The organism is Pelatocladus sp. BLCC-F211, from assembly GCF_041928655.1.
Lineage (GTDB): Bacteria > Cyanobacteriota > Cyanobacteriia > Cyanobacteriales > Nostocaceae > Pelatocladus.
Window position 1 is genome coordinate 1 of the sequence record NZ_JBHFLM010000143.1, and the last position, 21,795, is coordinate 21,795.

Here is a 21,795-nt window from a genome sequence, read left to right on the forward strand (position 1 = left end):
CGGTTATTTAAATCAGTAGATGAGTTAAAGAATTTACTGGATAGATTGTTAAATCAGGGAGAACTAATAATTCAATGGGGACGAAAAGTAAAAAATAAAGGAAATGCTGCTATTGCAAACTAAATGTGGAACAGCTTATCAGGTGAATTAGGAAGAGAAGAATTTACTGAATGGCTTCGCAAGCATATAGCAGTCAATCAGGGGTTTCAGGAATAGAGACAATCAAAGCAATCGCATTACTACAAAACGAGCGATCGCACGATATTATTTGTAGGGTGTGTTGTCGCGCAGCGCAACGCACCATCCTAGCTTTTCGGTGCGTTAGGACGTTCCGTCCATAACACACCCTACCGTTAAAACTTGTTTATTTTGAAATCATTTAAGTCTCTTCTTTACTTCCTCTGCTAAATTAGCTAGTGAAACTTCCACCTGTTCCCCTGTTTTTAAATCTTTGAGCGAAGATTTTTGCGCTGCTGCTTCATCAGCACCAATAATCACGCAAAATTGTATCCCCTGTTTATCAGCTAACTGGAATTGTTTACCCAAACCCCGTTTATCAAAACTAGTGATTACGTTAATTCCGGCTTTGCGTAAATCTTGAGATACTTTTAAGTAAAGTGGCATTAAATCCTCTTGTAAATTTACTACCATTACCTGTGCCGGTGTCGGAGCTAAAGTATTTAAAATTCCAGCTTTAATTAAGCGACTCATTAAGCGGGTTAAACCAATTGAAATACCTACACCAGGCATTTTTTCGCCTAAAAATACCCCCACTAATTCTTCATATCTACCACCAGAACAAATACTTCCCAAAGCTTCATGTCCTAGCAGAGTTGTTTCGTAAACTGTTCCAGTGTAATAATCCAAACCACGAGCAATTGATAAATCAATACAGAAACGATTTTCCGGAACTCCCAAGTTACGAACACCTGTAATTACTGTTTCTAGTTCGGTAACTCCCAGATTAAATTGCTCGGCTTCTGGCATAGTTTGAGCAAAATGCTTCAGCTTATCTAGCATATCGTCCACTGTGCCTTTAATATTAACAAACTCAATAATTTTCTGGGTTTGTTCTGGTGAAACACCTTCTTTTTCTAACTCTTGTTTAACTTTAGTTTCACCAATTTTTTCCAGATTATCAATAATGCCGATACAGGATTTAATTTTGCTTTCCTCAATTCCTACAGATTGAAAAAAACCTGTGAGGATTTTACGATTATTGATGCGAATAACAAAATCACCAATATTAATAGCTGTAAATATTTCTGTGATGATAGCAGGCATTTGAGCGTCATAAAGCAAGCTCAATTCCCGACGACTGACGACATCAATATCACACTGGCGAAACTGACGAAAACGCCCATCTTTTGCTCGTTCACCACGAAATACCACATCCATTTGATAACGAGCAAAAGGAAAATTTAAATCATTAAGATGACGAGCAATATAAGCTGCTAAAGGAACCGTTTGGTCAAATTTTAATGCTCGTGCTTCTGAACCACTTTCACCAGATTTCTCCTTTTCGGCTTGGCGATTCGGAGGCAAAATTGGATCAATACCATAAATAATATTGTCGCCTTGATTACCTTTAGCTTGCAGAACTTCTAACCTTTCGACTGCGGGAGTTTCAATAGGAGTGAATCCGTAGCTTTCAAAAACTCTACGGATAGTATCAAGTAAATATACTTCTAGGCGCTTTTCGCCAGGAAGGAATTCTGGAAAACCACTAGGAGTAGAAAAGTTTATTTTTTCGCTTTTTGCCATGCTTGGAATTGATAATAGTTAGTTGTTGATTGTTGATTGTTAAGGGTTGGTAATTATAAACCACAAACAACTACCAACTAATAACATCAACAGTTACTTTATCGCATCCGTTCCTCTTGAATCAGGGTGCGTTGAAATATTCGATTATCCTTAAACCATTGCCAAGTACGGGCGCGATAATTATTACAGGGACTAATTTGAATCATTTCATACAAATAGGTTCCTGGCATTCCCTTATAGGAAAACCACAAAATAATTGTGTTATCGTCTATTTCCCAAGCTTTACCTTCAATGCGTTCTGTATCAAACCAAATTGCTTGCTCTCGATAAGTTGCAGGAAATTTATGCTCTTCTTTCCTACCATCAGACCAGTTATAGCGATTAGTCTGGTAATAAGAATAAGCACTATCTGCTGGAAATTCACAAGTTAGATGGGATTGATGCTGATCGAGAATTTTTCCTTGTGTATCAACTAGTATGTACGTACCTACCCAATCTCCTTCATGACGGGCTAAAACGGGCATTTCTTCTCGAATCGAAGACATGATTACCCTCCTTTTACTGATAGCGATTTGCTAATAACCATACAAGCATGATACCTGTGACTAACCCACTTCCAGTCCAACCAGTACTATAGGCGATCGCACCCACCATTTGTGCATTGATTTTGATTGCTACAGTTTGCAATCCTAAAGTCAACATCGCTGCTAACACCCCATTTACCAATCCTCCGACGCTACTAGCCAAAATCCAGCGCCATGCTTGTTGGAAATGACGGCTTAAAATCAACCATTGGGCTACTCCCAAGACAGCGAAGGTGACAGACTGATTGATCACATGTAACCAGAATGCTTCCCAAGATTGGCTTATTGTCAATAGCATTTCTGTAATGATGGGATTGACAATTTCTCTTGTCATGAGAGTCACTGGAATACCCAAGTACCACCCTACAGTACTGGCTAATACCCACCAACCTGCTTGTCTGACGTAACGCTTGAGGACAAACCATTGGGCAACTCCGAGAATAGGGCCAGTTAAAATTAATGTGGCGAAAAACTGGAATCCACCTTCCTCCAAAATGCCAACTACAGCACCGCCAACAGCATTAGCCAGTACCCACCATAACAATAGTCTTCGTTTTTTAACCATCAAACCACCAAGGATCGCGAGCAGAATTTGTTTTAATCAAGAGGGCTTTTTTCCGGATAAACCGCATCAACGCAGCTGTCCCCATGCGTGAACCACCTAAACCGGAGTATTTAAAAGAATTTTTTTCTCCTTCGTAGATGAGAGCAGTCAGACCTGCATCATTAATACAAATAGCACCTGCATCTATGTATTGGGCAACTGCTAAAGCCTCTGCTTCATCTCCTGCAAAAACTGCTGCACTCAGCCCATAAATAGTATCATTTGCCAAGTGAATTGCTTCTTCTACCTTGGAAAAAGCCATGACTGGCATAATCGGGCCAAATGTCTCCTCAGTCATGATCTTCATGTTGTGATTCACTTGGGTGAGAACTGTTGGACGACACCACCATCCTCCGCCAGTGTTTTCTACTTTTCCCCCGCAGTGTACAACTGCTCCTTGTTCTATCGCTTCTAACAAATGATCACTAATAATTGCGGCTTGTCTTTCAGCAATGATCGGGCCAATTTCGCCACTTTCAAGTTTAGGGTAGGCTAATTGTAAGCGTTCGGCTTTGGTGACAAGTTGTTCAACAAACTGTTTAAAAATTGATTCAGCAACATAGATGCGTTCAATGGAAAGACACGACTGTCCAGTATTCACTACTGAACCCCACAACAATGCTGAGGTTGCTAATTCTAAATCAGCCGATGCCAAAATGATCGCTGCATCTTTACCTCCCAATTCCAAAAAAGCCGGGATAAAACGTCTAGCTGCGGCTTCTGCAACTTTTCGCCCCGTGGTTACACTTCCTGTAAAGCAAACCAAATCTACATTTTCAATCAGATGAGCGCCTGTTTGACCTGCTCCTTCTACAAAAGTAAATATTTCGCGCAATGGCGGAACAGTATTAATCGCATTTAACAGTGGTGTCATAAACCGGGGCGCTATTTCACTCGGTTTCACAACCACAGCACAACCTGCAAGCAGTGCTGGAATAACATCAATAGTTGAGAGCAACAATGGCAAATTCCACGGACTAATTACTCCCACCAGAGGATAAGGTACTGCTGTTTGTTGTAATTGGATAAATGGTACTGCTGTTTGTTTTTCTGTTTCTGCTAGTAATTCTGGTGCTAATTGACACCATCTATCAATATTAGAGAGAAACGAGTCTATTTCTAGTATCGAAATTGACAATCTCCCAGTATCAGCAACTAAAGCTTCAGTAAGTTTATCCCGCCCTGCAAGAATGGCTTGCTTCCACTGTTGCAAAGCTGCAATTCGCCCTTCTAAACCGAGTTGTTCCCAGGCTTTTTGCGCCCTCCGCAAGCGATTACACAACTGTACCAAAAGCTTGGGCGGCGGCGGTATAATTACGTAATCATATTTCCCCGTACGGGGGTTACGAATATCTATTGGTTTGGTCATTTGTCATTTGTCATTTGTCATTTGTCATTTGTCATTGGCAAGAGACTTGTTAAATACTTCTCCTTTGTCTCCCAATCCTTATCCCCGATCCCCGATCCCCGATCCCCAATCCCCAATCTCAAATCACTCCTAATCTGGCTAAACGCTCGATTGTTTGTTGCTGGGTTTGGATGAAGTGTTGGCGGTCTACTTCTTTATTTAGCATAGTGTTTGGTGGGTAAAAGTTTGACTGGCTGTAGCTGTCTGCGTATAGTTCAAAGCGCTGGCGGGAAAGTAAATTATTTAACCCTGGACGGTGGCGATCGCTCCGCAAGGCTGCGAGGTTGATCTCTGCAAAAGCTGCCATGCTTTCTCCTGAACCTGTCTCAGCCAGAACTAATCCTCGGTAATCAATGATTTTAGAACCACCATCTGTGGAAGCTTGTGGAATAGAAGTGTTGACGATACCCGCAGTATTTGAAGAGACTACGTATGCCATGTTTTCGACTGCACGAGAAATTTTTGCAGCTTCTTTGGGGGCGCGCTCTTTACCGTAAACTTCTGATGTCGAGTGCAGAAAAATCTCTGCACCCCGCATTGCTAAACACCGGGCTACTTCTGGATATAAAATTTCTTCTGATGCTAAAGCTGCTAAATTACCTATTTCGGTTTTCGCTACCGGAAAAACACCATCCCAACCGTAGCAATCAAGATATTTATCCCAAACGTCATGGGGTGTCGGTGCAAACATGGAATTCAAACGCCGATAACGCAAAACTATTTCACCGGATGGGTTGATAATAAAGCATGTTTGAAAGTATAAGTCTGGGAAATTAGGGTCGAGTTCGTAGGCGTTACCAGCAAGAAAAATTTTTAGTTTTTGGGCAATTTTACTGAGGCTATCATACTCTGTACATCTCATTTCTAAACAAGCTTTTTCCGCCCACACAGCAAGTGATTCTCCCATAGGAAAACCTGTGAGAAAGTACTCTGGTAAAACAATTAAACGACAGTCGGAACCAATAAAAGCGATACTGGCAGCTATTTGCTGTCCTATGCGCTCAATATTATTTTGCATTAAAGAACGAGCTGTTTGGCGATCGCTTGCTTGGTTTACTGCGTGACATGTTACTTGCAGTGCTAAAGCGCGGTATGAATTGAGTGTATTGGTATTATCTGCCATAAGTAGAACGATTTGGAAAAAACAAACTATGTGAAGTAATGTAAAATTATTGGAATCTAATTCGTAGTAAGGACTACCGTGCGGGAACGCTGCGCGTACAGTCCTTATTTGAGGACTAAAGTCCTCACTACAAACCTTTAATTATTTACGCTGTTCTACTTAGATGCCTTTAACCAGCCCATAAGGCTCGGATTAATTTATCGGTCATTTCTGCCCCGAACAAGCGTATAGCGAGTTGATTGTCTGGATCACGTTCAGCAATGGTACGACGTATAAACAAATCACGAGCAGCTAGGGCTTGCTGCTCCTCTTGGGCTACAGGTTCAGCTCTATCTACCCAAATCAACCACCGATCCATCATTTCGTGAGCTATAGTCTGAACCAGAGTCATTGTCTCGTTTGTGATTTGGCTGGTAAAACAGATACTTGTTCGCGATTGCGCTTGTCTCATGTATAAAGTTTTGCTAATAAATTCTTTCAGACAAGGATCTGCCTGCAACTCCAAGTATCTTTTATTAACTGGTTCATAGTAGCGATCTAGATATTCCAAGTCAGTAAATAAATCCGAACGAGGAATATAATCCATATAACAAAACAGATGTGGAACTGTACCAAACCCGTAAGCAAGATGTGGTACACGAATCTGTGAGCCTAACCAAATAGTTAGGTGCATGTTGCTAAAGCCTGTTTTAGAATCACGCAACCATGCATGTACCATCCAATTAATTTCGGAACCGGAGAAAGTTTTGAGTGAGCCATGAGCTTCTCCTGTCAAGGAAGAGTAGCTTTGTAATTCTTGTGTAGCATGGTTGGGATGCAGTTCAAAACGGGCATCTAGTTTTTCTCGGAGTTCATTCGTGATCTTCCATAGCTGTTCAAACACAGGTGTATTGTCTAGATTTGTTTGCTGCTCAACCATAAAGTTCTTTTAGATAGTATCCCTACGGATAATTGAGAGCTTGGCAGTAATGGTTTTATTATGAATGCGATCGCTTTTTTCTAGCTGAGTTTGCTGCAAAAGTTTATCAATTTTCAATTCATAAACTTCTACACCCTAAAATCAGTATTTTTGGGCAAAGCGTAAAAAATCTAAGGATATATCACTCTTTCAGCAGAATCAAACATTGAGTTATCTTAGTGCGTTGTGTCCATCATCTCCCCCGAAATTTTTTGGTCTACATCAGGAGCCTTGGGCTTATAGACGAGAGGTAAGCAATCAAAGATAAGATAAAAAACCGCACTTACTAAGCGCAGCTCTGAATAAACTTATCATGTCGTTTATAATTATTCCCAAGTCTTTTGGCGATCGCTCAGATTCATATTTCAATTGTGTAAAGCCAAAAAACTAATTATATACAAAGTGATTGCTTGGACAATTCTTGCTGTTCCAGTTAACGTAAATATTAGTGAAGCTATTGGTTGTTGGGCATGGTAATTGCTCAAAAGACTGTTACGTGCTACGACACTGAGCATTCCACGCAATAGAAGTCCTAAACCTATGGAGAGCCAGAGTGCGAAGACGGTACTACTAAAAGTGTAGTACAGATAAAAACCCATGACTCCATATACCATGTGTAACAAGTAACCACGATTGATTTGCTTTTTTGAAAGTAAGCTGCCTGTTAGAGAAAGCCCTGCTCCAATAACTTGAATAATAGCAAAAACTATTGGAACTTTTGCGTAGTCTTTAGTAACGTAATACTGCAACAACCAAGAATAAGAATTTAATATACCCATTATAGAGCCATAAAATAAAATACTTTTTATTTTATTTTCCTTGAAAATCCATTCGACTATTAATTTGAAATTAAAAAGATAGTTAGTAGCTAAATTACTAGGAACATCTGGTAACTGTAGACAAATGAAGAAGCCAATTAAGTATAAACACATACTTAAATAGCAGGCGATAATTGGATATCCAAGTAAAAGACAGCCTATTAAGGCACTTGCAAATTGACTCAGCCAAAAAACTGATTGATTTTTCTTCTCAGAATATTTATCTTTTGAACAAATATGTTTTAACCATTTAGAATCACTACCGTATATCGTTGGAAACGATATTCCAATCAGAAACTCTATAGCGAGCAGTTGCTCAAAACTTGAACATTTAGGAAGAAGATAAACTGATAATGCTTGTACAAGTGCAGCAGTAAGGATTATTTTTTTTGGTCCGAAAGAATCAGCAAATAAGCTGCTTAAAATATCACCTACAAGCATACAGATTGTTCCAAATGAAATTGCGTTAACAATCTCGTTACTACTGAGGCCATTATCCAGAAGTAGTTGAAAAAATATTATGAGGTAGATATTTGAACAAAGTAGTAGTTTCAGCAGGTAAATTTTATGAGTGCTACTGAACATTTAATCTAATTTCCTCAATGAAGCCATGGGAAATATTCAAATCACTAGGGAGAAAATAATTGGTCTGTGCCTTTTCTAAACAAGCAAGTACAATACAGTTAGATGCGATCGCTCCTCGCATCCATTTAGATCCAAAGGGTGATACTCTTTCTAAATATTGAGTATCAAAATTAGAGATACTGTCAGCAAAATTGGAAAAATAAGTTTTTAAGCAAGTATGGTCTGCTTGTAAAGGAACTCCAAAATGCTTTAGGTAAGTCGCTTCTCCTCCAGTATAAGCAAACGAACCAGTAGTTTCGGGTAAATGCTTCTTAATCCACGCAATACATTCCTCTATTTTTCGATTTTCTATTGGTTCTAGTAAGTAAAATCTATCATTTAAAGTACTAATTCCAAAATTTAAAAGAACAGGTTTAGAGCATTCTTTCAGAACAATCTGTATACTGCCACCACCAGCATTAATGATGTCATATTTATCTGTAATATTTGCTTTTATTGCTGCCCCTTGAATCAATTTAGCTTCATGTTCTTGGCTGATAGTTGTGTACAAAATACCAAGAGATTGACAAATCGAAGACACCATATTTTCTAATTTCTTATCACGTCGCATAGCTTCAGTACCAATGGCATGAATTCTATGTATTTTATTATCTTGAATAGGCTGTAGGAGTTTTAGTAAAGAACTCCGAATGCTTTGTTTTGAGCTTTTTCCCTCTATTATTTCCCAATTAACATTGTTAATATTTTGAACTTCATTATCAACTATATAAAGCTTTGCTGTCCTACTACCTAAATCTAAAATTACATTTTTAGATAACATACAGATTTTATCCTCCTCTTAGCAATATTTATGTTATAATTTTGTCGCATGTTTATAGATAGCAATTCCATTTAAATGAGGTACACCAAAATCTATATTTGCCAAGCTTTCCAGCTTTAAATATGTACCTCACCAAACAAAGGAACGCTATAATTAGCTAATGAATCTTTAGCTAGATATGATAAGAGCAAGTTTTATAATCTTCTAATTACTTTTTAGATTAATGTTAAACTTGCTCAATCTAGTGTGTGTAAATGGATCTAACAAGTTTTTATTGAGTAACTAGATTAGCTTTTTCAAATCCTCTCCAATTTGGAAAAACTTCAACAAAATTTCGACAATAAACAGAAAGATTGGGATCTGTTACTTCTTCTAACGTTAAAATTTGGAGTCCAATCGCTATAGCGTATCCCAGTTCAAGTAAGGCTGCATTTCCTAAATAGCCATTTTTATTTAATATTACGTGGAAGGAAGATTGTCGCATTCTTCCAAAAATTGAATCCTGAAGAATCCTTGGATCGTTTAGAGGATCGCTATCAAGAATAATGAATTCATCATCAACGTTTATAGCAGTGCCACTTACAGGTGCAAGAACTTCAATACCTTCAGTTATTAGAAAGTTCTTCAAGAGTAATATTTCCCGTAAATGCTTTCTATAAGAACCACTGATTACCGTTTTTAGCTCGCTAGCTTTTGTTAGCTTGGTCTCTTGACTTGGTACTTTTGTTTTAACCATTTTTCTCTCCTTAAATAACAGGATGATCACTTATTTAACTTTGGACAAAAATCAATTATGGTGTTACATAAATAGCTGTCCTTTGTTTGTAATATATATAAATTGTCAGATGTTAGACAGTACCCTTATGGGTAATATATTGGACTTTAGACGTAAGGATTGAGATCAGGGGACTATCACAGGTATGCAAAAATACCTGTTTCCAAAATTATTGAACTTTGGACAAAAAAGAGTGATTCGCCTAAAATATCCGCGAACATATTAATGATGTTATAAATGCTTTAGTAACTGTGTTAGCTGAATATCAAGAAAATGATATGGAAATTCTAGTCATAGCAAGTATTCATCATGGTTTTTTAAGAGCAAAACAAAACTTTAACCCAGAATAAGTAGTACGAGAATATCATTTACTACGCCCCATCATCCTCAAAAATCTCAAGGAAGGTATGATGGAGGTAAATGATAGATACAGTGATCGTCCAAGTGTTTTAAAAGTTATGTTGAGGCGCGGTTACAAGAACTAGAACAACTACAAAGCGAATTAAGTTTGACTGTTGAACAACTCAAGTGTCTAGTTCATGCTATTCAAGATCATCTGTCTAAACTTGCACACGAATTAAAAACACTTTTGACATCAATAATTTTGTCTTTTATAGTACAAGCCCAGAGAAAATAAGGTGTAATTTAAAACTAAGTAATTTAATTGATAAAAACAGAACAAGAAAATTGAATTTTAAATCATCTATCTTTGGTTATGATTTTTCTGTTTCCTGATTGCTTCTTTCTTGGCAATTGTCAATGAGGATCAATTAATTAAGGTAAGAGTGTCTCTGATTCTTGATAATTGTATATAATTCTTGATAATTATATATATTATTTATGACAGAAACCTTATTTCACGCCTATATGCCCCTGATTTTGTGGACAAGTCTGGGGCTATCTATATGTAGATTTTTACCACAATGGCTGCCTCGGTTCTTGGGACGGGGTCTTTATTGGGTTGGTGTACCACTAGAGCTGTTTGTGTTAGCTCGTCAAAGTCAGTTGGGTAACTTCAATCATGACATAGGTTTGCCCTTACTCGCACCAATCATTACACTTGGGTCATTAGCTTTGGGCTTGATGCTGGTGCTGCTAGTTTTATGGAGATTTAAAGCATACTCACATAACCCTGCTAGTTTTATACTTGCTGCTATCCTGGGAAATACTGGTTTTGTCGGTTTAGCGATCGCCCCATTCTTAATTAATTCAGAAGCTTTGGGCTGGGCTGTACTTTACAGTGTGACTCACAATGTCATTGGTCCTTACGGTTTAGGGGTTGTGGTTGCTAGCTACTTTAGTCAATCAAAATCCTCAACTAGCTGGTGGATGCAATTGCGTGAAGTACTGACTGTACCTTCTTTATGGGCTTTTATAGTTGGTATGCTCACTCAAAAAGTCCAATTTCCCCAAACAATTGAATCAGGATTGCAAGGATCTATTGGTATCGTCATTGCTAGTGCTTTCTTGCTCACTGGTATTCGTTTAGCACAATTACGGGGATGGAAAAGTATAAAACCTGCTTTTATTCCCGCTATCATCAAGGTTTGTATTATACCTCTATTTGTTGGTCTTGCAACCACATGGTTACTAGGATTGTCAGGCGATCAGCGTTTGGCTATGGTCTTAATGTCTGGAATGCCTTCAGCTTTTGCTGGTCTAATTTTGGCAGAAGAATATAATCTTGATCGCGATTTAATCGCTAGCAGTATCATTATCTCGACATTGTTGCTACTGTTAATGTTGCCTTTGTGGATATTGATGTTTGGCTAAAATCGACAGTTTCGAGATGTTCTTTGCGTTTGCGTTTTTGTAGTACCAAGGCAAAAAACAGCCTTCAGTTCACCTGTAACAGAGCAGAGCAATACAAAAATTTGGACACAATCCGGAATACTGCAACCTGATTTTGTAGCTCCTTGTATGCATACAATGGCTTTCATCTGAGGAGCAAATAAAATGGCAAGTACACCAACAAACGGCGACGATTCTATCAAAAATCCTCTATCTCAAACTTCTATCGAATCTGGTGAATCTCAGAAAATAAAACTCATATACCGTGCTAATATTTTTGAGTTTATTCCTAACTCTGAACGCTCATATCGTCAACCCCGTGCAGTCAACTGGCGATTTCGTACTCCTGGAAAAAATTACGAATTTGCTCCTAGTGATGAATTATTACCTCTACGTCACTACGGTAAAGCTCGTGCAGTCAACTGGAGATTTAAAATCAGTTAGTAGTGTGAATCGAACAGAATATTTATCTGTGGAAGACAGTCACGGCATAACTAATTATTAATTAAATTTGTCAGCTTAAAAATTAATATAATAAACTTACCACAATTATAAGACTGTGTGGTTTTATATTTTAATCAGACTGAATTAAGAGTGCGATCGCTCTTAGTCAACCATCACTTCAATCAAGCGATCGCACCCAGTTATTTTGTTTATTAAACCACGTCTACTTTGAGAACTGTAGTTTTGTAGGTTGGGTGGAACGGAGTGTAACCCAACCTACATAATGTCCTTTTTGAAAAACTCCTCTTTTCAAGATGGACGAGGTTTAAAAGTAATAATAGCGCCTGCCTGTATTTAGGTTGACGCTACTGTTTTATTTAAATTCAGGGAGAAAATATAGTGAAATGAATTCCCTGAACTCTACTATAAATTGAGTGCAATTTAACTAATTACACAGCACGACGACTTAATGCGTTCCACAAGAAAATGGCGACAATTGCACCAAGAACTGCCACTAAAATACCGGGAATGCTCAGAGTTGAAGCTGCTAGGGCAAAGCGTCCTGTCGCGAAAAATACACCTAAACTACCACCAACAAATGCACCAATCATACCTAAAAGAATTGTTCCTAAAATGCCACCACCTTGATGACCGGGGTAGATAGCTTTGGCAATAGCACCAGCGATTAGACCTAAAACAATCCAAGCAAGAATATTCATTGTTCTGTATTTGGTAAACGTTTTTTACTAACAAATACAGATTAACAGTCACAACATTGACATCCAATCTACCAACAGTACTAATTATTAATTAGCCAGAAGTAATACTTAAATTGTTACCATTCCTTTTGATATATGCCTAATTGCAAATAGACAATCAATTCAAAGGCGATGGGCAATAGGCAACAAAGCAATGTGCCGACCTACTTAATTCACAGCATTACAAATACCATCTATACGCTGCTTTAATAAAGATTTCAAAGCTGTTTCTTGAGCCTTCAACTTGATGATTGTTGGTTGTTCTTCCACATACACAAGTCTTTTTTTCGCTAGCTCAATTTGCACTGTTTGTAAATCTGCTAAAATATCCTGGACATTAGACATCTTACCACCAGCAGCAACATCCTCTGGTTGGACTTCACCACGATTGAACTTCCGGCATAATTTTCCTTGTAATTTTGCCTGTTGAATGCTTGCTTTAGAGTCACTTTCCTGTTTAGCAACAGCAAAACCAGCTACATAGCCAGCTATTCCTACAGAAGCCACAACTGCTGCTGATCCTACCAGCTGACGTAGCTTGAGAACCGATCCAGAATTTTGAATAGTTTTCTGTTCAGAATCGCCCTTAATTTCCATAAACTGACTAAACTCATAGCTCAATTCCGGAGACAGAATATTTGCCAAGTAAGTTCCAATCAACTCATAGCTGCTTCTTAAGATGCGATCGCAACCTGAACCACCACGCATAGCAACAATAGCTTTGATGAAGTTATCAGCAAACATCCTATTCACATCAGCAGCGTGGCTCGATCGCTGTCTTGACCTGCTAAATAGCCGTAACGGTCTAAAACATGCTTGCCTAACTTGACTTTTAATCCCAATGATCCAAAGGTCTGTTTTGCCTGTTCAAGGTCTTTCGCCTCAATTATACCAACAGGACTCATTAATCCTACTGTGTCACCCGCTTGTAAACGCTGTGGCTTAAGTACGGAATTTTTATCTTGCTTGCCTTGGGCAGAAAAAGGTTGAATATGAGCGAATAAAGTAGATATTACTAGGCTTTTGAGGTATTTTCGGCGCTTGATATTCATGAAAAAACTATAGTATCATTTAAAACTTGTATCCAATGCTAGGAAAAACGCGAAGGCAAAAGGTAAAAGTAAAAAACCTTCCCATTGCTTTTACCTTTTACCTTTTACTTTTTTGAGGTGGAAATTCAGCAGCGCGTAGAATGTAAAATCTTCAGTAAATAATCGTCGGAAGCGATACTGGTTCATGGGTACAATACACACAAATAAATTGGTATCCAATCTTGCAAAACCAGAAAATTGAACTACCTTATTTTGATCAACTTTTTGAAGACATTCGCCAAGGTAAAACCGAAGTCATCAAAAGCTTTGGGCATCATGTACATTGGGGCTATTGGCAAAATCCTACCACTGCTGATGGTTCCATAGATGACTTTGTCAACGCTGCCGAAAATTTGACTCGGCGAGTGTGTGATGCTGGTAGTGCAAGTGATGGACAAAGAATTTTGGATTGTGGCTGTGGTTTTGGTGGTACGATCGCCAGCTTAAGCGATCGTTTGACTCACATGCACTTAGTCGGCTTAAACATCGACCCCCGTCAACTTCAAAGAGCCAAAGAACTAGTGCAACCCCGCAACAGCAATCACATCGAATTTATAGAAGGAGATGCTTGTCAGTTACCATTTGCAGATAAATCGTTTGATTTAGTTTTAGCAGTAGAGTGTATATTTCATTTTCCTAGTCGCCAAAAGTTTTTTCAAGAAGCATGGCGAGTATTAAAACCAGGAGGAAAACTTGCTCTTTGTGACTTTGTACCCCAAGAAGCTTTTCTTCCCTTCATGCAACTGGGGTCATATTTAATTAAACCTTTTTTGAGTAATTTTTTTGGATATGTTGACAGTAATATCACCCTGAATGCATATCGAAGGTTAGCTCAAACCACAGGATTTACCTCAATTTTAGAAGAAGATATTACCCTGAATACCTTACCAACATATCCATTCTTGCGGCAACTGCAAAGCATAGGAGAAAATCCACAACCAGACAATTCTACAGTTATGGCTGAATGGGTTAGCCGTTTGCAGCTAATTCGTTATTTGATTCTCTCTTATCAGAGGGTGTAGGCCCTAAAGCCCTAATGGTTACATCACTAGGATTGAGGGCGATCGCTTCAGCGTCTTTTCCCAAAAAAGTTTTGCAATCGCCCAAATTACCCGAACTAGAGATAGTCAGCACTCAGCAACACTCCAGCAGTAAGTCAGAGCGATCGCACGTTTTCAGAATGTGGAATATAACTGAAGCCACAATGGTTAAAAGCTAATCGTCATAATCGTCAGAACGATAGCGAATATGGTAGTTTGGAAAATCTACTCGATAATCTACTCGATTGCCTGAACGATTTCTTAAACGATATTTATAACGATACCTTGGGTAATCTTCTGAACGATACACACGATGATACCTTGGATGATAAACTCGGTAATCATCCTCTCTATAGTCAGGGTAATACTCCTGATACTGTTGATAGTATGGATTGTTGCCATTGTATCGAATCACAATATCAGCTTTAGCACTTTGCCCAAAAGCTAAAGTTGCAGCCACAGCCAATAAAGTTGGTAAAACTACTGAAGTAAAAGGTTTCATAACCTTACCTCAACAAAGCTATCTTAACTATATTGTTACAAACTTTAGAAGAATGGGTATCTGTTAGCAAGAACTTGTAATGTAGCGTTCCCCAATTCTTGAATCTTCTGGATATAGTGATCGCTAGTACTCTGACAAGTCAACGCCAGCTGGGTTCGTAGTGAGCGCTACCCTGCGGGAACGTTGCGCGTACAGCACTCATAGAGGACTTTAGTCCTCACTACAAACTGATTGCAGGGCGCTAACTCTCCACTTGTTTTTTCACCAACAAAATCATAAAATTTTAATAGTATTTCCATATACAGAAATTCTACTTTTAATATTATCGACCGCACATTTTCGGTTGGGTGAGTACACGTTAAGTTATGCAAAAATATATTGCTTAAATCGTTGCAAAGTCTTACAAGCAAAGGACTAGAGGCTGAGTACTAAAATACCTAGTCCCTCACCTAAAAATACTAGTACCCCTATTCTAAAAATGCTAGTACCCCTACCCCCAGGCAAATTTTAAATCTTGATGAAATGAGGGATTGGGGTACTTGAGTACAACTTTAATTAATCCAATAAATTCAATCGTCATTGGCTGGACTGTCTGTTGAACAGGTATCTGGTATAAGCAGAAAAATAGCGCACTGCTTTGAATCAGAGCATTACCAATGCAACAGACCTTAAACCGTATTCAGAATTCAAATACTGCCAAAACACTGGATAGTGCAAATGGCGTTTTTTTTGAACTTTTGTGGAGTGATTTTCGCATTATCTTTGAGCGTGATCCAGCAGCACGAAATTGGTTGGAGGTGCTGTTTTGCTATCCCGGATTCCATGCATTGTGTTTACATCGTTTCGCCCACTGGTTACACCGTCATCAGATAAGTTTTTTTCCCCGGTTGATTTCTCACCTGGGGCGATTGTTGACAGGGATTGAAATTCATCCAGGTGCAGAAATTGGTAAAGGCGTATTTATCGATCATGGTATGGGCGTCGTGATTGGCGAAACCGCCATTGTCGGCGACTACAGCTTGATTTATCAAGGTGTCACCTTGGGTGGAACCGGTAAACAAATGGGTAAACGTCATCCGACTTTGGGTGAAAACGTTGTCGTGGGAGCAGGTGCAAAAGTTTTGGGGAATATTGACATTGGCGATCGCGTCCGTATTGGTGCAGGTTCAGTCGTGCTACGAGATGTCCCCAGTGATTGCACTGTAGTAGGTATTCCTGGACGCAATATTTCCCACAAAAAAAGCGATCGCCTCTCTCCTCTCGAACATGGCAAACTTCCCGATGTCGAAGCAACTCTAATTCGTTCTTTACAAGAACGCGTAGAACAGCTTGAACAACAATTGCAAAGTCTTAAAAGTCAATAGTCATTGGTCATTGAATTTATACCACCAACAATCAACAACCAACTAAATAAATGTTACCACCTTACACATCTAATATTGTAGGCGATCACTATTGTATTGTGCAGATTCCTTTAAGCGATCGCTGGCAAGTTTATCACCGCTTGCAAGAGTTGATGATTCCCTGTTTATGTGATTCTGATGGTTCTTTACGAGTACAGGTAGATAATTTTCTCACAGTAATTCTTGTTCACAGTATCGTCAAACAGTTTTCGGTTTCTCGCCAAGAATTAATCGATTGGCTAGAACGATGTTGGCAGATGTGATTATTTTATCTACACAATTGTTTGGGGTAATTTTCGAGAGTTAATTTTTCAGACTAGTATTCTTGGGGGCAGGATTTTTCAGCAGAAGAACACTGAAGTTAAAGTTAAATTTTCTATGGTAGCCAACTGTCAAAGTGAGATCAGATTTATCAATTTTTTGCAGAATGAACTTGAACTGTCAAGTAGAGATATCGCTGTAGCTCTGCGAAAACGTGAATTAGAAAATGGACCATTACCAATGCTGCTGTGGCAGTATGGCTTAGTTGATATAGAACAGCTTGAGCGGATTTTTGATTGGTTAGAAAAACAAGCTTAAGCAAATTAAAAATCAAAATTCCAGTACATTTGAGAAATTCATCTACCTATGTTATAGCACCTAGTGTTCAAAAAATAACGATTACGAATTTAAAAGAACAAACTATTCTTTGATATTTGAAATTTCAATTTTTTACTACTGAGGTAAACATTATGATTTCTACATTAATTGCTGGATTGAGCTTATTGATTTTATCAGGGATAGCAGAGAATTTCATGAGTTATATGCTATTCAATGAAATTCCTCATCATCCTGAAGACGAAATCCTGAAATCAGTAAACAGTGAACAGTTATTAAAAAGAGCAACTGATAACTGATAACTGTTAATTTATACCAATTCCTGGTTTGATGTCATACAGAATTCAAGTTATTGCTTGAGTCAGAATGAAGATTAAGGATGAAGGCTAAAGGATGAATGATTAAGTATGAGGGATAAAGACTAAAGACTGAAGCTTGAATGATGAAAAAATTTTAGATTTCACATTTCATACTTCACACTTCATCCTTCATACTACCCCGTAGGTAGTCGTCTAAAGTGCGTCTACAAACTTCATTAGAGGTATTTATGTAATGAATAAAGTTCTTATTAATGACACAACTCTGCGTGACGGCGAACAAGCGGCGGGTGTTGCTTTTAACCTACAAGAAAAAGTAGCGATCGCCAAATTTCTGGATGCGATCGGCGTTCACGAAATCGAAGTCGGGATTCCGGCGATGGGTGAGTCAGAAAAGCAAGCGATCGCAGCAATTGCTGACTTGGGATTATCAGCAAAATTACTAGGTTGGAATCGGGCTGTGATTTCAGACATTCAGGCGTCTATGTCCTGTGGTTTGACAAGAATGCACATTTCCATTCCGATCTCTGGAATTCAAATAGCTACCAAATTTCACGGTCAGTGGCGCATAACTCTGCAACAACTCAAAGATAGTATCAGCTTTGCTGTTGATCAAGGTCTTTGGGTTGCGGTTGGAGGAGAAGATTCTTCTCGTGCTGATGAAAACTTTCTCTTTGATGTCGCCCATTACGCTCAAGAATGGGGCGCATCGCGGTTTCGCTTCTGCGATACAGTTGGAGTTCTCGACTCCTTCAGCACCTACACAAAAGTAAATCGGCTGGTTGGCGCTTTGATGATTCCTGTGGAAATTCACACCCACAATGATTTCGGTTTAGCGACTGCAAACGCCCTTGCTGGTATCAAAGCCGGAGCCTCATCAGTAAATACCACAGTCAACGGATTAGGCGAAAGAGCCGGTAACGCAGCTTTAGAAGAAGTTGTCATGGCTCTCAAACGCATTCATGGTATAGATGTTGGCATCGATACACCACGTTTATTAGAACTATCTCGACTCGTAGCAGCAGCATCTGGTTCGAGTGTCCCACCTTGGAAAGCAATTGTGGGTGAAAATACCTTCGCTCACGAATCTGGAATTCATGCTCACGGCGTACTCCAAAATCCCACCACCTACGAACCATTTGCACCCGAAGAAGTAGGTTGGGAACGGCGTTTAGTTGTAGGTAAACATTCTGGTAGACATTTGTTATCTAATTTACTACAGCAACACGGCATTATTCTCAACACAGAAGAAACTCAATCTGTATTAGATGCAGTTAGACAACAATCTATCCAGAAAAAACGCAGTCTCACCACCCAAGAACTTTTAAATTTAGTTTACGAACAGAGGGTTTCTCATGCAATCAGATGATGAAGTTGAACTATACGATCCGCCAGCTTTTGACATTGGTGATAAAGTCCGGCTCCGCAAACAAATTAAAAACGATGGAACTTTTCCTGGTCAAGAAATTGGGACAATTCTCGCTAAAAAAGGAGATATTGGTTACGTCGTTAGTATAGGTTCATTTTTACAAAGATCCTATATTTATGCAGTACATTTCCTCGAAACAGGATTTATTATTGGGTGTCGCAAAAAAGAACTAGAACTAGTTGAAAAATCTAAAGACTTAGAATAGGAAAGTAAATTTATGAAAGTAATGCTACGGAGAAATAACGCTGGTACTTTAGTTGTTTACGTTGCTAAAAAAGACCTCGAAGAAGAAGTTGTCAAAGAAACAGAAGGTTCTGAAGGTAAAATTTTTACTTTGGCAAATGGTTGGGAATTAGAGTTTCCTAACCTACCAGACCCATTAGTTTTACCTCAAACCTTTGAAGCTAGACGTCTCGCATAATTTTTTTCGTAGTTGTTAGTTGTTTGGAAATATTAATTGTCATCTACCAACAACCATCTACTAACAACCATCTACTAACAACCAATAACCAACAATCAACCACCATCTACCAAATAAATTTTAAAATGGGCGGCAAATACTTGACATTATCAGAATTTAATTTAGAAGGACAATTCCTTGGTTTTGTCGGTAATTCATCAGCAGATTCTAAATATTTACGTTTAGCGATCGCATCTGGAGAAGTACAACTAAAACTTCCAAAACAACTGCGTGCATATCTTGGTATCAACTTGCAACCCGGCGAACTTTTGCGTATATTTGGTTTAAGCAAGTTAAACACCCACAATGGTAAAATTAAATTTAAAGTTTATGGTGTAAAACCATTAGGCGTTTGTCCCAATCAAAAAAATCCCCAACAAGCTAAAGCCAAAATTTTAGTCTGTCAAAAATCTGGTTGTCGTAAACGGGGTGGAAAAGGTTTATTGTCAGAATTAGAAAAGATTTTGTGCGATCGCGGCTTGCAAGATAAAGTGATTATTGAGGAAACTGGCTGTTTAAAATGTTGTAGTAGCGCGCCTAACTGTATTGTGCAACTGGGTCAAAAAGAATTTAAAAAAGTCCATCCCGAAGCGATCGCATCTTTGTTAGAAGACCATTTATAGCGGTTCTCGACCTAGTGAGGTACGTTTTCAAAGCTATTAACTTTATTAAGAAGGATTGGGGTATACCTCAGTTGCTTAGGAAACGCTATATAGGATTCCTAAATCATTCGTGAACAACAAGATTCTCGGTTTAGGATACAGCTGGCGAATTGTGGGTCTGATACCATTTCACGTTAATCACGATACACATAAATTTGTAGAGACGCGAAATTACCCTACCTTCGGAACCCTCTTCGAGGGAACGGGAACACCTTCGGTGAACGCGTCTCTACATCTGGTGGAATGACGAAAAATCTTGATGAGGGGTGTCATCCCTGATTCGCCAGCTAACCTTGATCACAAGTCTCAAAACCATCTTGATCTGTGAAGTTACTTAAACTGAAATACTGTAAATCAATTTGCTTATATAAATTTTTTGAGAAGTTAGTAGGCTGACTCAGACTAAAAAGATGAGTATTTGTTAAACTTAAGTCGCTTGCTCCAGGAGTAGTTTCAGCACGATGCATTGGTTATTATCTGGCCCTTTAAGTGTAGAAAAATTAGCAGTTAACATAGCAGATTTGCCAGCATCATTACAAAGTACGAAGCTGGTGCAGATGTCAGACTTACATTATGATGGTCTGCGACTGTCAGAAAAAATGTTAGAACAAGCGATCGCCACCAGTAATGAAGCAGAACCGGATTTAGTTGTACTAACTGGTGATTATGTTACAGATGATCCAACTCCTATTCACCAACTAGTATTGCGACTCAAAAACTTACAAAGTCGCCTGGGAACCTATGCTGTACTCGGCAATCATGATATACGCTATTATCGTTCTCGCGATTCCAAAGCAGAAATCATCAATGCATTCACCAATATCGGAATCAAAGTCCTTTGGAACGAAATTGCTTATCCTTTGGGAGAAGAACTACCTCTAGTTGGACTTGCTGACTTTTGGTCACGGGAGTTTAATCCTGCATCTGTGATGAACCAATTAGATCCGAAAAAACCTTGTATTGTTTTATCACACAATCCCGATACTGCTGAATTTCTACAAAAATGGCGAGTAGATTTACAGCTATCTGGTCATACTCATGGTGGTCAAATTGTAGTTCCAGGTCTGGGACCGATAGTAATTTACTATAAAAAACTTGTTTACAGAACCCCCTCAAAAGTAAAGCGATGGATACCATTTTTGCGAGGTAACTCTGTAAAAGTGATGCGACATTGGGAATGGGCAAAAGGATTTCACAAAGTGGAAAAAAATCAGTTATATGTCAACCGTGGTTTAGGAACTTATCCACCAGGACGCTTATTTTGTCCACCAGAAGTGACTGTTATTACTTTACAAAATAAGGGAATAGGGAATAGGGAACAGAGAACAGAGGGCTAACAGTTCCCTCTGAGAAAACTTAGATTAGCCAATAATAAACTACCGCCAGTTATGACCGAACAACGTCATTAACCAGCGGTAGTTTATCAATATCCTTAATAAATTTATACGATTTGAGATTCAGATCAAAATAACTCAGATAAAGTGGACAAAGCTCGCAACTACAGATTCTTCCGTCTAAAGCATCCTTAATCAATTCCAGCTAGGCAGGCATTCTTGGCTGTGCGTTCAAAAACCTCCAAAACAACTAAATGAACTCAAGGCGAAAACACATTCAAAGGATGCAATAACAGAGGATTCGTTGCGACTAGACTAGAGGCGGCGGCACAAGCCCTAATCCAATAAGCTGTGGTTAAAGTTTTTAACTGCTCTGTGCCTACTTTTTAAATTAGCATGACTTTTCTCAGAAAAGAATTTTTTTTACCAAATGTGACTCGTAGTAATTTTTCGCAATAATTGACTACAGATTTTGATATTATCAATAGTATCTACTTGAATTTTCCGTTTAGAGGAGAGTGATCCCCG

28 protein-coding genes are annotated in these 21,795 nt (G+C 38.7%); 14 read left to right on the forward strand and 14 right to left on the reverse strand.

Going from position 1 to position 21,795, the window contains the following annotated elements:
* Positions 1 to 170: 170 nt before the first annotated feature.
* Entirely contained in the window at positions 171 to 341 is a 171-nt protein-coding gene (locus ACE1AT_RS17575; protein ID WP_374870569.1) for a hypothetical protein, read from the forward strand.
* 34 nt (positions 342 to 375) lie between these two features.
* Here ACE1AT_RS17575 and hisS read toward each other — a convergent pair whose 3' ends face one another.
* The 9 genes from hisS to ACE1AT_RS17620 form a co-directional block, all read right to left on the reverse strand.
* Positions 376 to 1,764, reverse strand: coding sequence for a histidine--tRNA ligase (gene hisS, locus ACE1AT_RS17580; protein WP_374870571.1), 1,389 nt, complete (start codon positions 1,762 to 1,764; stop codon positions 376 to 378).
* Between the two features lie 98 nt (positions 1,765 to 1,862).
* Entirely contained in the window at positions 1,863 to 2,309 is a 447-nt protein-coding gene (locus ACE1AT_RS17585; protein ID WP_374870573.1) for a DUF3598 family protein, read from the reverse strand.
* 13 nt (positions 2,310 to 2,322) lie between these two features.
* The gene (locus ACE1AT_RS17590) at positions 2,323 to 2,913 is read right to left on the reverse strand and encodes a hypothetical protein (RefSeq protein ID WP_374870575.1); all 591 of its coding nucleotides are present in this window, start codon (positions 2,911 to 2,913) and stop codon (positions 2,323 to 2,325) included.
* Complete coding sequence (locus tag ACE1AT_RS17595) at positions 2,906 to 4,321, reverse strand: aldehyde dehydrogenase family protein (RefSeq protein WP_374870577.1); 1,416 nt, start codon at positions 4,319 to 4,321, stop codon at positions 2,906 to 2,908. Before ACE1AT_RS17595 ends, ACE1AT_RS17590 begins: the two co-directional genes overlap by 8 nt.
* Positions 4,322 to 4,439: 118 nt before the next feature.
* The gene (locus tag ACE1AT_RS17600; RefSeq protein WP_374870579.1) at positions 4,440 to 5,483 is read right to left on the reverse strand and encodes a nitrilase-related carbon-nitrogen hydrolase; all 1,044 of its coding nucleotides are present in this window, start codon (positions 5,481 to 5,483) and stop codon (positions 4,440 to 4,442) included.
* Positions 5,484 to 5,652: 169 nt separating this feature from the next.
* Positions 5,653 to 6,402: a red chlorophyll catabolite reductase gene (locus tag ACE1AT_RS17605; protein WP_374870581.1), complete on the reverse strand. Its 750-nt coding sequence runs from the start codon at positions 6,400 to 6,402 to the stop codon at positions 5,653 to 5,655.
* A 404-nt stretch (positions 6,403 to 6,806) separates the two neighbouring features.
* Positions 6,807 to 7,844, reverse strand: a complete 1,038-nt coding sequence (locus ACE1AT_RS17610; protein WP_374870583.1) for an MFS transporter — start codon at positions 7,842 to 7,844, stop codon at positions 6,807 to 6,809.
* Complete coding sequence (locus ACE1AT_RS17615; protein ID WP_374870585.1) at positions 7,834 to 8,664, reverse strand: hypothetical protein; 831 nt, start codon at positions 8,662 to 8,664, stop codon at positions 7,834 to 7,836. The genes ACE1AT_RS17610 and ACE1AT_RS17615 overlap by 11 nt, the downstream gene beginning before the upstream one ends.
* 271 nt (positions 8,665 to 8,935) lie before the next feature.
* Complete coding sequence (locus tag ACE1AT_RS17620) at positions 8,936 to 9,400, reverse strand: hypothetical protein (RefSeq protein ID WP_374870587.1); 465 nt, start codon at positions 9,398 to 9,400, stop codon at positions 8,936 to 8,938.
* Between the two features lie 879 nt (positions 9,401 to 10,279).
* Between ACE1AT_RS17620 and ACE1AT_RS17625 the strand changes: the two genes are divergently transcribed.
* The gene (locus tag ACE1AT_RS17625; protein ID WP_374870589.1) at positions 10,280 to 11,212 is read left to right on the forward strand and encodes an AEC family transporter; all 933 of its coding nucleotides are present in this window, start codon (positions 10,280 to 10,282) and stop codon (positions 11,210 to 11,212) included.
* Positions 11,213 to 11,395: 183 nt separating this feature from the next.
* Positions 11,396 to 11,674: a hypothetical protein gene (locus ACE1AT_RS17630; protein WP_374870591.1), complete on the forward strand. Its 279-nt coding sequence runs from the start codon at positions 11,396 to 11,398 to the stop codon at positions 11,672 to 11,674.
* 449 nt (positions 11,675 to 12,123) lie between these two features.
* Here ACE1AT_RS17630 and ACE1AT_RS17635 read toward each other — a convergent pair whose 3' ends face one another.
* The 3 genes from ACE1AT_RS17635 to ACE1AT_RS17645 all read right to left on the reverse strand — a co-directional run bounded on the left by ACE1AT_RS17635 (position 12,124) and on the right by ACE1AT_RS17645 (position 13,484).
* Positions 12,124 to 12,393, reverse strand: coding sequence for a GlsB/YeaQ/YmgE family stress response membrane protein (locus ACE1AT_RS17635; RefSeq protein WP_374870593.1), 270 nt, complete (start codon positions 12,391 to 12,393; stop codon positions 12,124 to 12,126).
* A gap of 207 nt (positions 12,394 to 12,600) precedes the next feature.
* The gene (locus ACE1AT_RS17640; protein ID WP_374870595.1) at positions 12,601 to 13,176 is read right to left on the reverse strand and encodes a hypothetical protein; all 576 of its coding nucleotides are present in this window, start codon (positions 13,174 to 13,176) and stop codon (positions 12,601 to 12,603) included.
* Between the two features lie 5 nt (positions 13,177 to 13,181).
* The gene (locus tag ACE1AT_RS17645) at positions 13,182 to 13,484 is read right to left on the reverse strand and encodes an LD-carboxypeptidase (RefSeq protein ID WP_374870597.1); all 303 of its coding nucleotides are present in this window, start codon (positions 13,482 to 13,484) and stop codon (positions 13,182 to 13,184) included.
* A 221-nt stretch (positions 13,485 to 13,705) separates the two neighbouring features.
* Between ACE1AT_RS17645 and ACE1AT_RS17650 the strand changes: the two genes are divergently transcribed.
* Entirely contained in the window at positions 13,706 to 14,545 is an 840-nt protein-coding gene (locus ACE1AT_RS17650) for a class I SAM-dependent methyltransferase (protein WP_374870599.1), read from the forward strand.
* Positions 14,546 to 14,559: 14 nt separating this feature from the next.
* A complete protein-coding gene (locus ACE1AT_RS17655) occupies positions 14,560 to 14,742 on the forward strand; it encodes a hypothetical protein (protein WP_374870601.1) in 183 nt (60 codons plus the stop codon).
* On the opposite strand, the gene ACE1AT_RS17660 is transcribed toward ACE1AT_RS17655, so the two are convergent.
* Entirely contained in the window at positions 14,739 to 15,065 is a 327-nt protein-coding gene (locus ACE1AT_RS17660; protein ID WP_374870603.1) for a hypothetical protein, read from the reverse strand. The genes ACE1AT_RS17655 and ACE1AT_RS17660 overlap by 4 nt on opposite strands.
* 656 nt (positions 15,066 to 15,721) lie before the next feature.
* On the opposite strand from ACE1AT_RS17660, the gene cysE reads away from it, so the two are divergent.
* The 8 genes from cysE (at position 15,722) to ACE1AT_RS17700 (ending at position 19,894) form a co-directional block, all read left to right on the forward strand.
* On the forward strand, positions 15,722 to 16,429 hold the full coding sequence (cysE, locus tag ACE1AT_RS17665) for a serine O-acetyltransferase (RefSeq protein WP_374870605.1): 708 nt from the start codon (positions 15,722 to 15,724) through the stop codon (positions 16,427 to 16,429).
* Positions 16,430 to 16,479: 50 nt separating this feature from the next.
* Positions 16,480 to 16,731, forward strand: coding sequence for an Asr1405/Asl0597 family protein (locus tag ACE1AT_RS17670; protein ID WP_374870607.1), 252 nt, complete (start codon positions 16,480 to 16,482; stop codon positions 16,729 to 16,731).
* A 115-nt stretch (positions 16,732 to 16,846) separates the two neighbouring features.
* On the forward strand, positions 16,847 to 17,047 hold the full coding sequence (locus ACE1AT_RS17675) for a DUF2949 domain-containing protein (protein ID WP_374870609.1): 201 nt from the start codon (positions 16,847 to 16,849) through the stop codon (positions 17,045 to 17,047).
* Positions 17,048 to 17,199: 152 nt separating this feature from the next.
* Positions 17,200 to 17,364, forward strand: coding sequence for a hypothetical protein (locus ACE1AT_RS17680; protein WP_374870611.1), 165 nt, complete (start codon positions 17,200 to 17,202; stop codon positions 17,362 to 17,364).
* A gap of 253 nt (positions 17,365 to 17,617) precedes the next feature.
* Complete coding sequence (nifV, locus tag ACE1AT_RS17685; protein WP_374870613.1) at positions 17,618 to 18,751, forward strand: homocitrate synthase; 1,134 nt, start codon at positions 17,618 to 17,620, stop codon at positions 18,749 to 18,751.
* Positions 18,738 to 19,016, forward strand: a complete 279-nt coding sequence (locus ACE1AT_RS17690) for a nitrogen fixation protein NifZ (protein WP_374870615.1) — start codon at positions 18,738 to 18,740, stop codon at positions 19,014 to 19,016. The genes nifV and ACE1AT_RS17690 overlap by 14 nt, the downstream gene beginning before the upstream one ends.
* A gap of 12 nt (positions 19,017 to 19,028) precedes the next feature.
* Positions 19,029 to 19,232: a putative nitrogen fixation protein NifT gene (gene nifT / locus ACE1AT_RS17695; RefSeq protein ID WP_374870617.1), complete on the forward strand. Its 204-nt coding sequence runs from the start codon at positions 19,029 to 19,031 to the stop codon at positions 19,230 to 19,232.
* 125 nt (positions 19,233 to 19,357) lie between these two features.
* Positions 19,358 to 19,894 (forward strand): (2Fe-2S) ferredoxin domain-containing protein, encoded by a 537-nt coding sequence (locus ACE1AT_RS17700; RefSeq protein WP_374870652.1) that lies wholly within the window; start codon positions 19,358 to 19,360, stop codon positions 19,892 to 19,894.
* A 326-nt stretch (positions 19,895 to 20,220) separates the two neighbouring features.
* On the opposite strand, the gene ACE1AT_RS17705 is transcribed toward ACE1AT_RS17700, so the two are convergent.
* Positions 20,221 to 20,400, reverse strand: coding sequence for a hypothetical protein (locus tag ACE1AT_RS17705; protein WP_374870619.1), 180 nt, complete (start codon positions 20,398 to 20,400; stop codon positions 20,221 to 20,223).
* Between ACE1AT_RS17705 and ACE1AT_RS17710 the strand changes: the two genes are divergently transcribed.
* Positions 20,395 to 21,270 (forward strand): metallophosphoesterase, encoded by an 876-nt coding sequence (locus ACE1AT_RS17710; protein WP_374870621.1) that lies wholly within the window; start codon positions 20,395 to 20,397, stop codon positions 21,268 to 21,270. The genes ACE1AT_RS17705 and ACE1AT_RS17710 overlap by 6 nt on opposite strands.
* Positions 21,271 to 21,795: the final 525 nt, after the last annotated feature.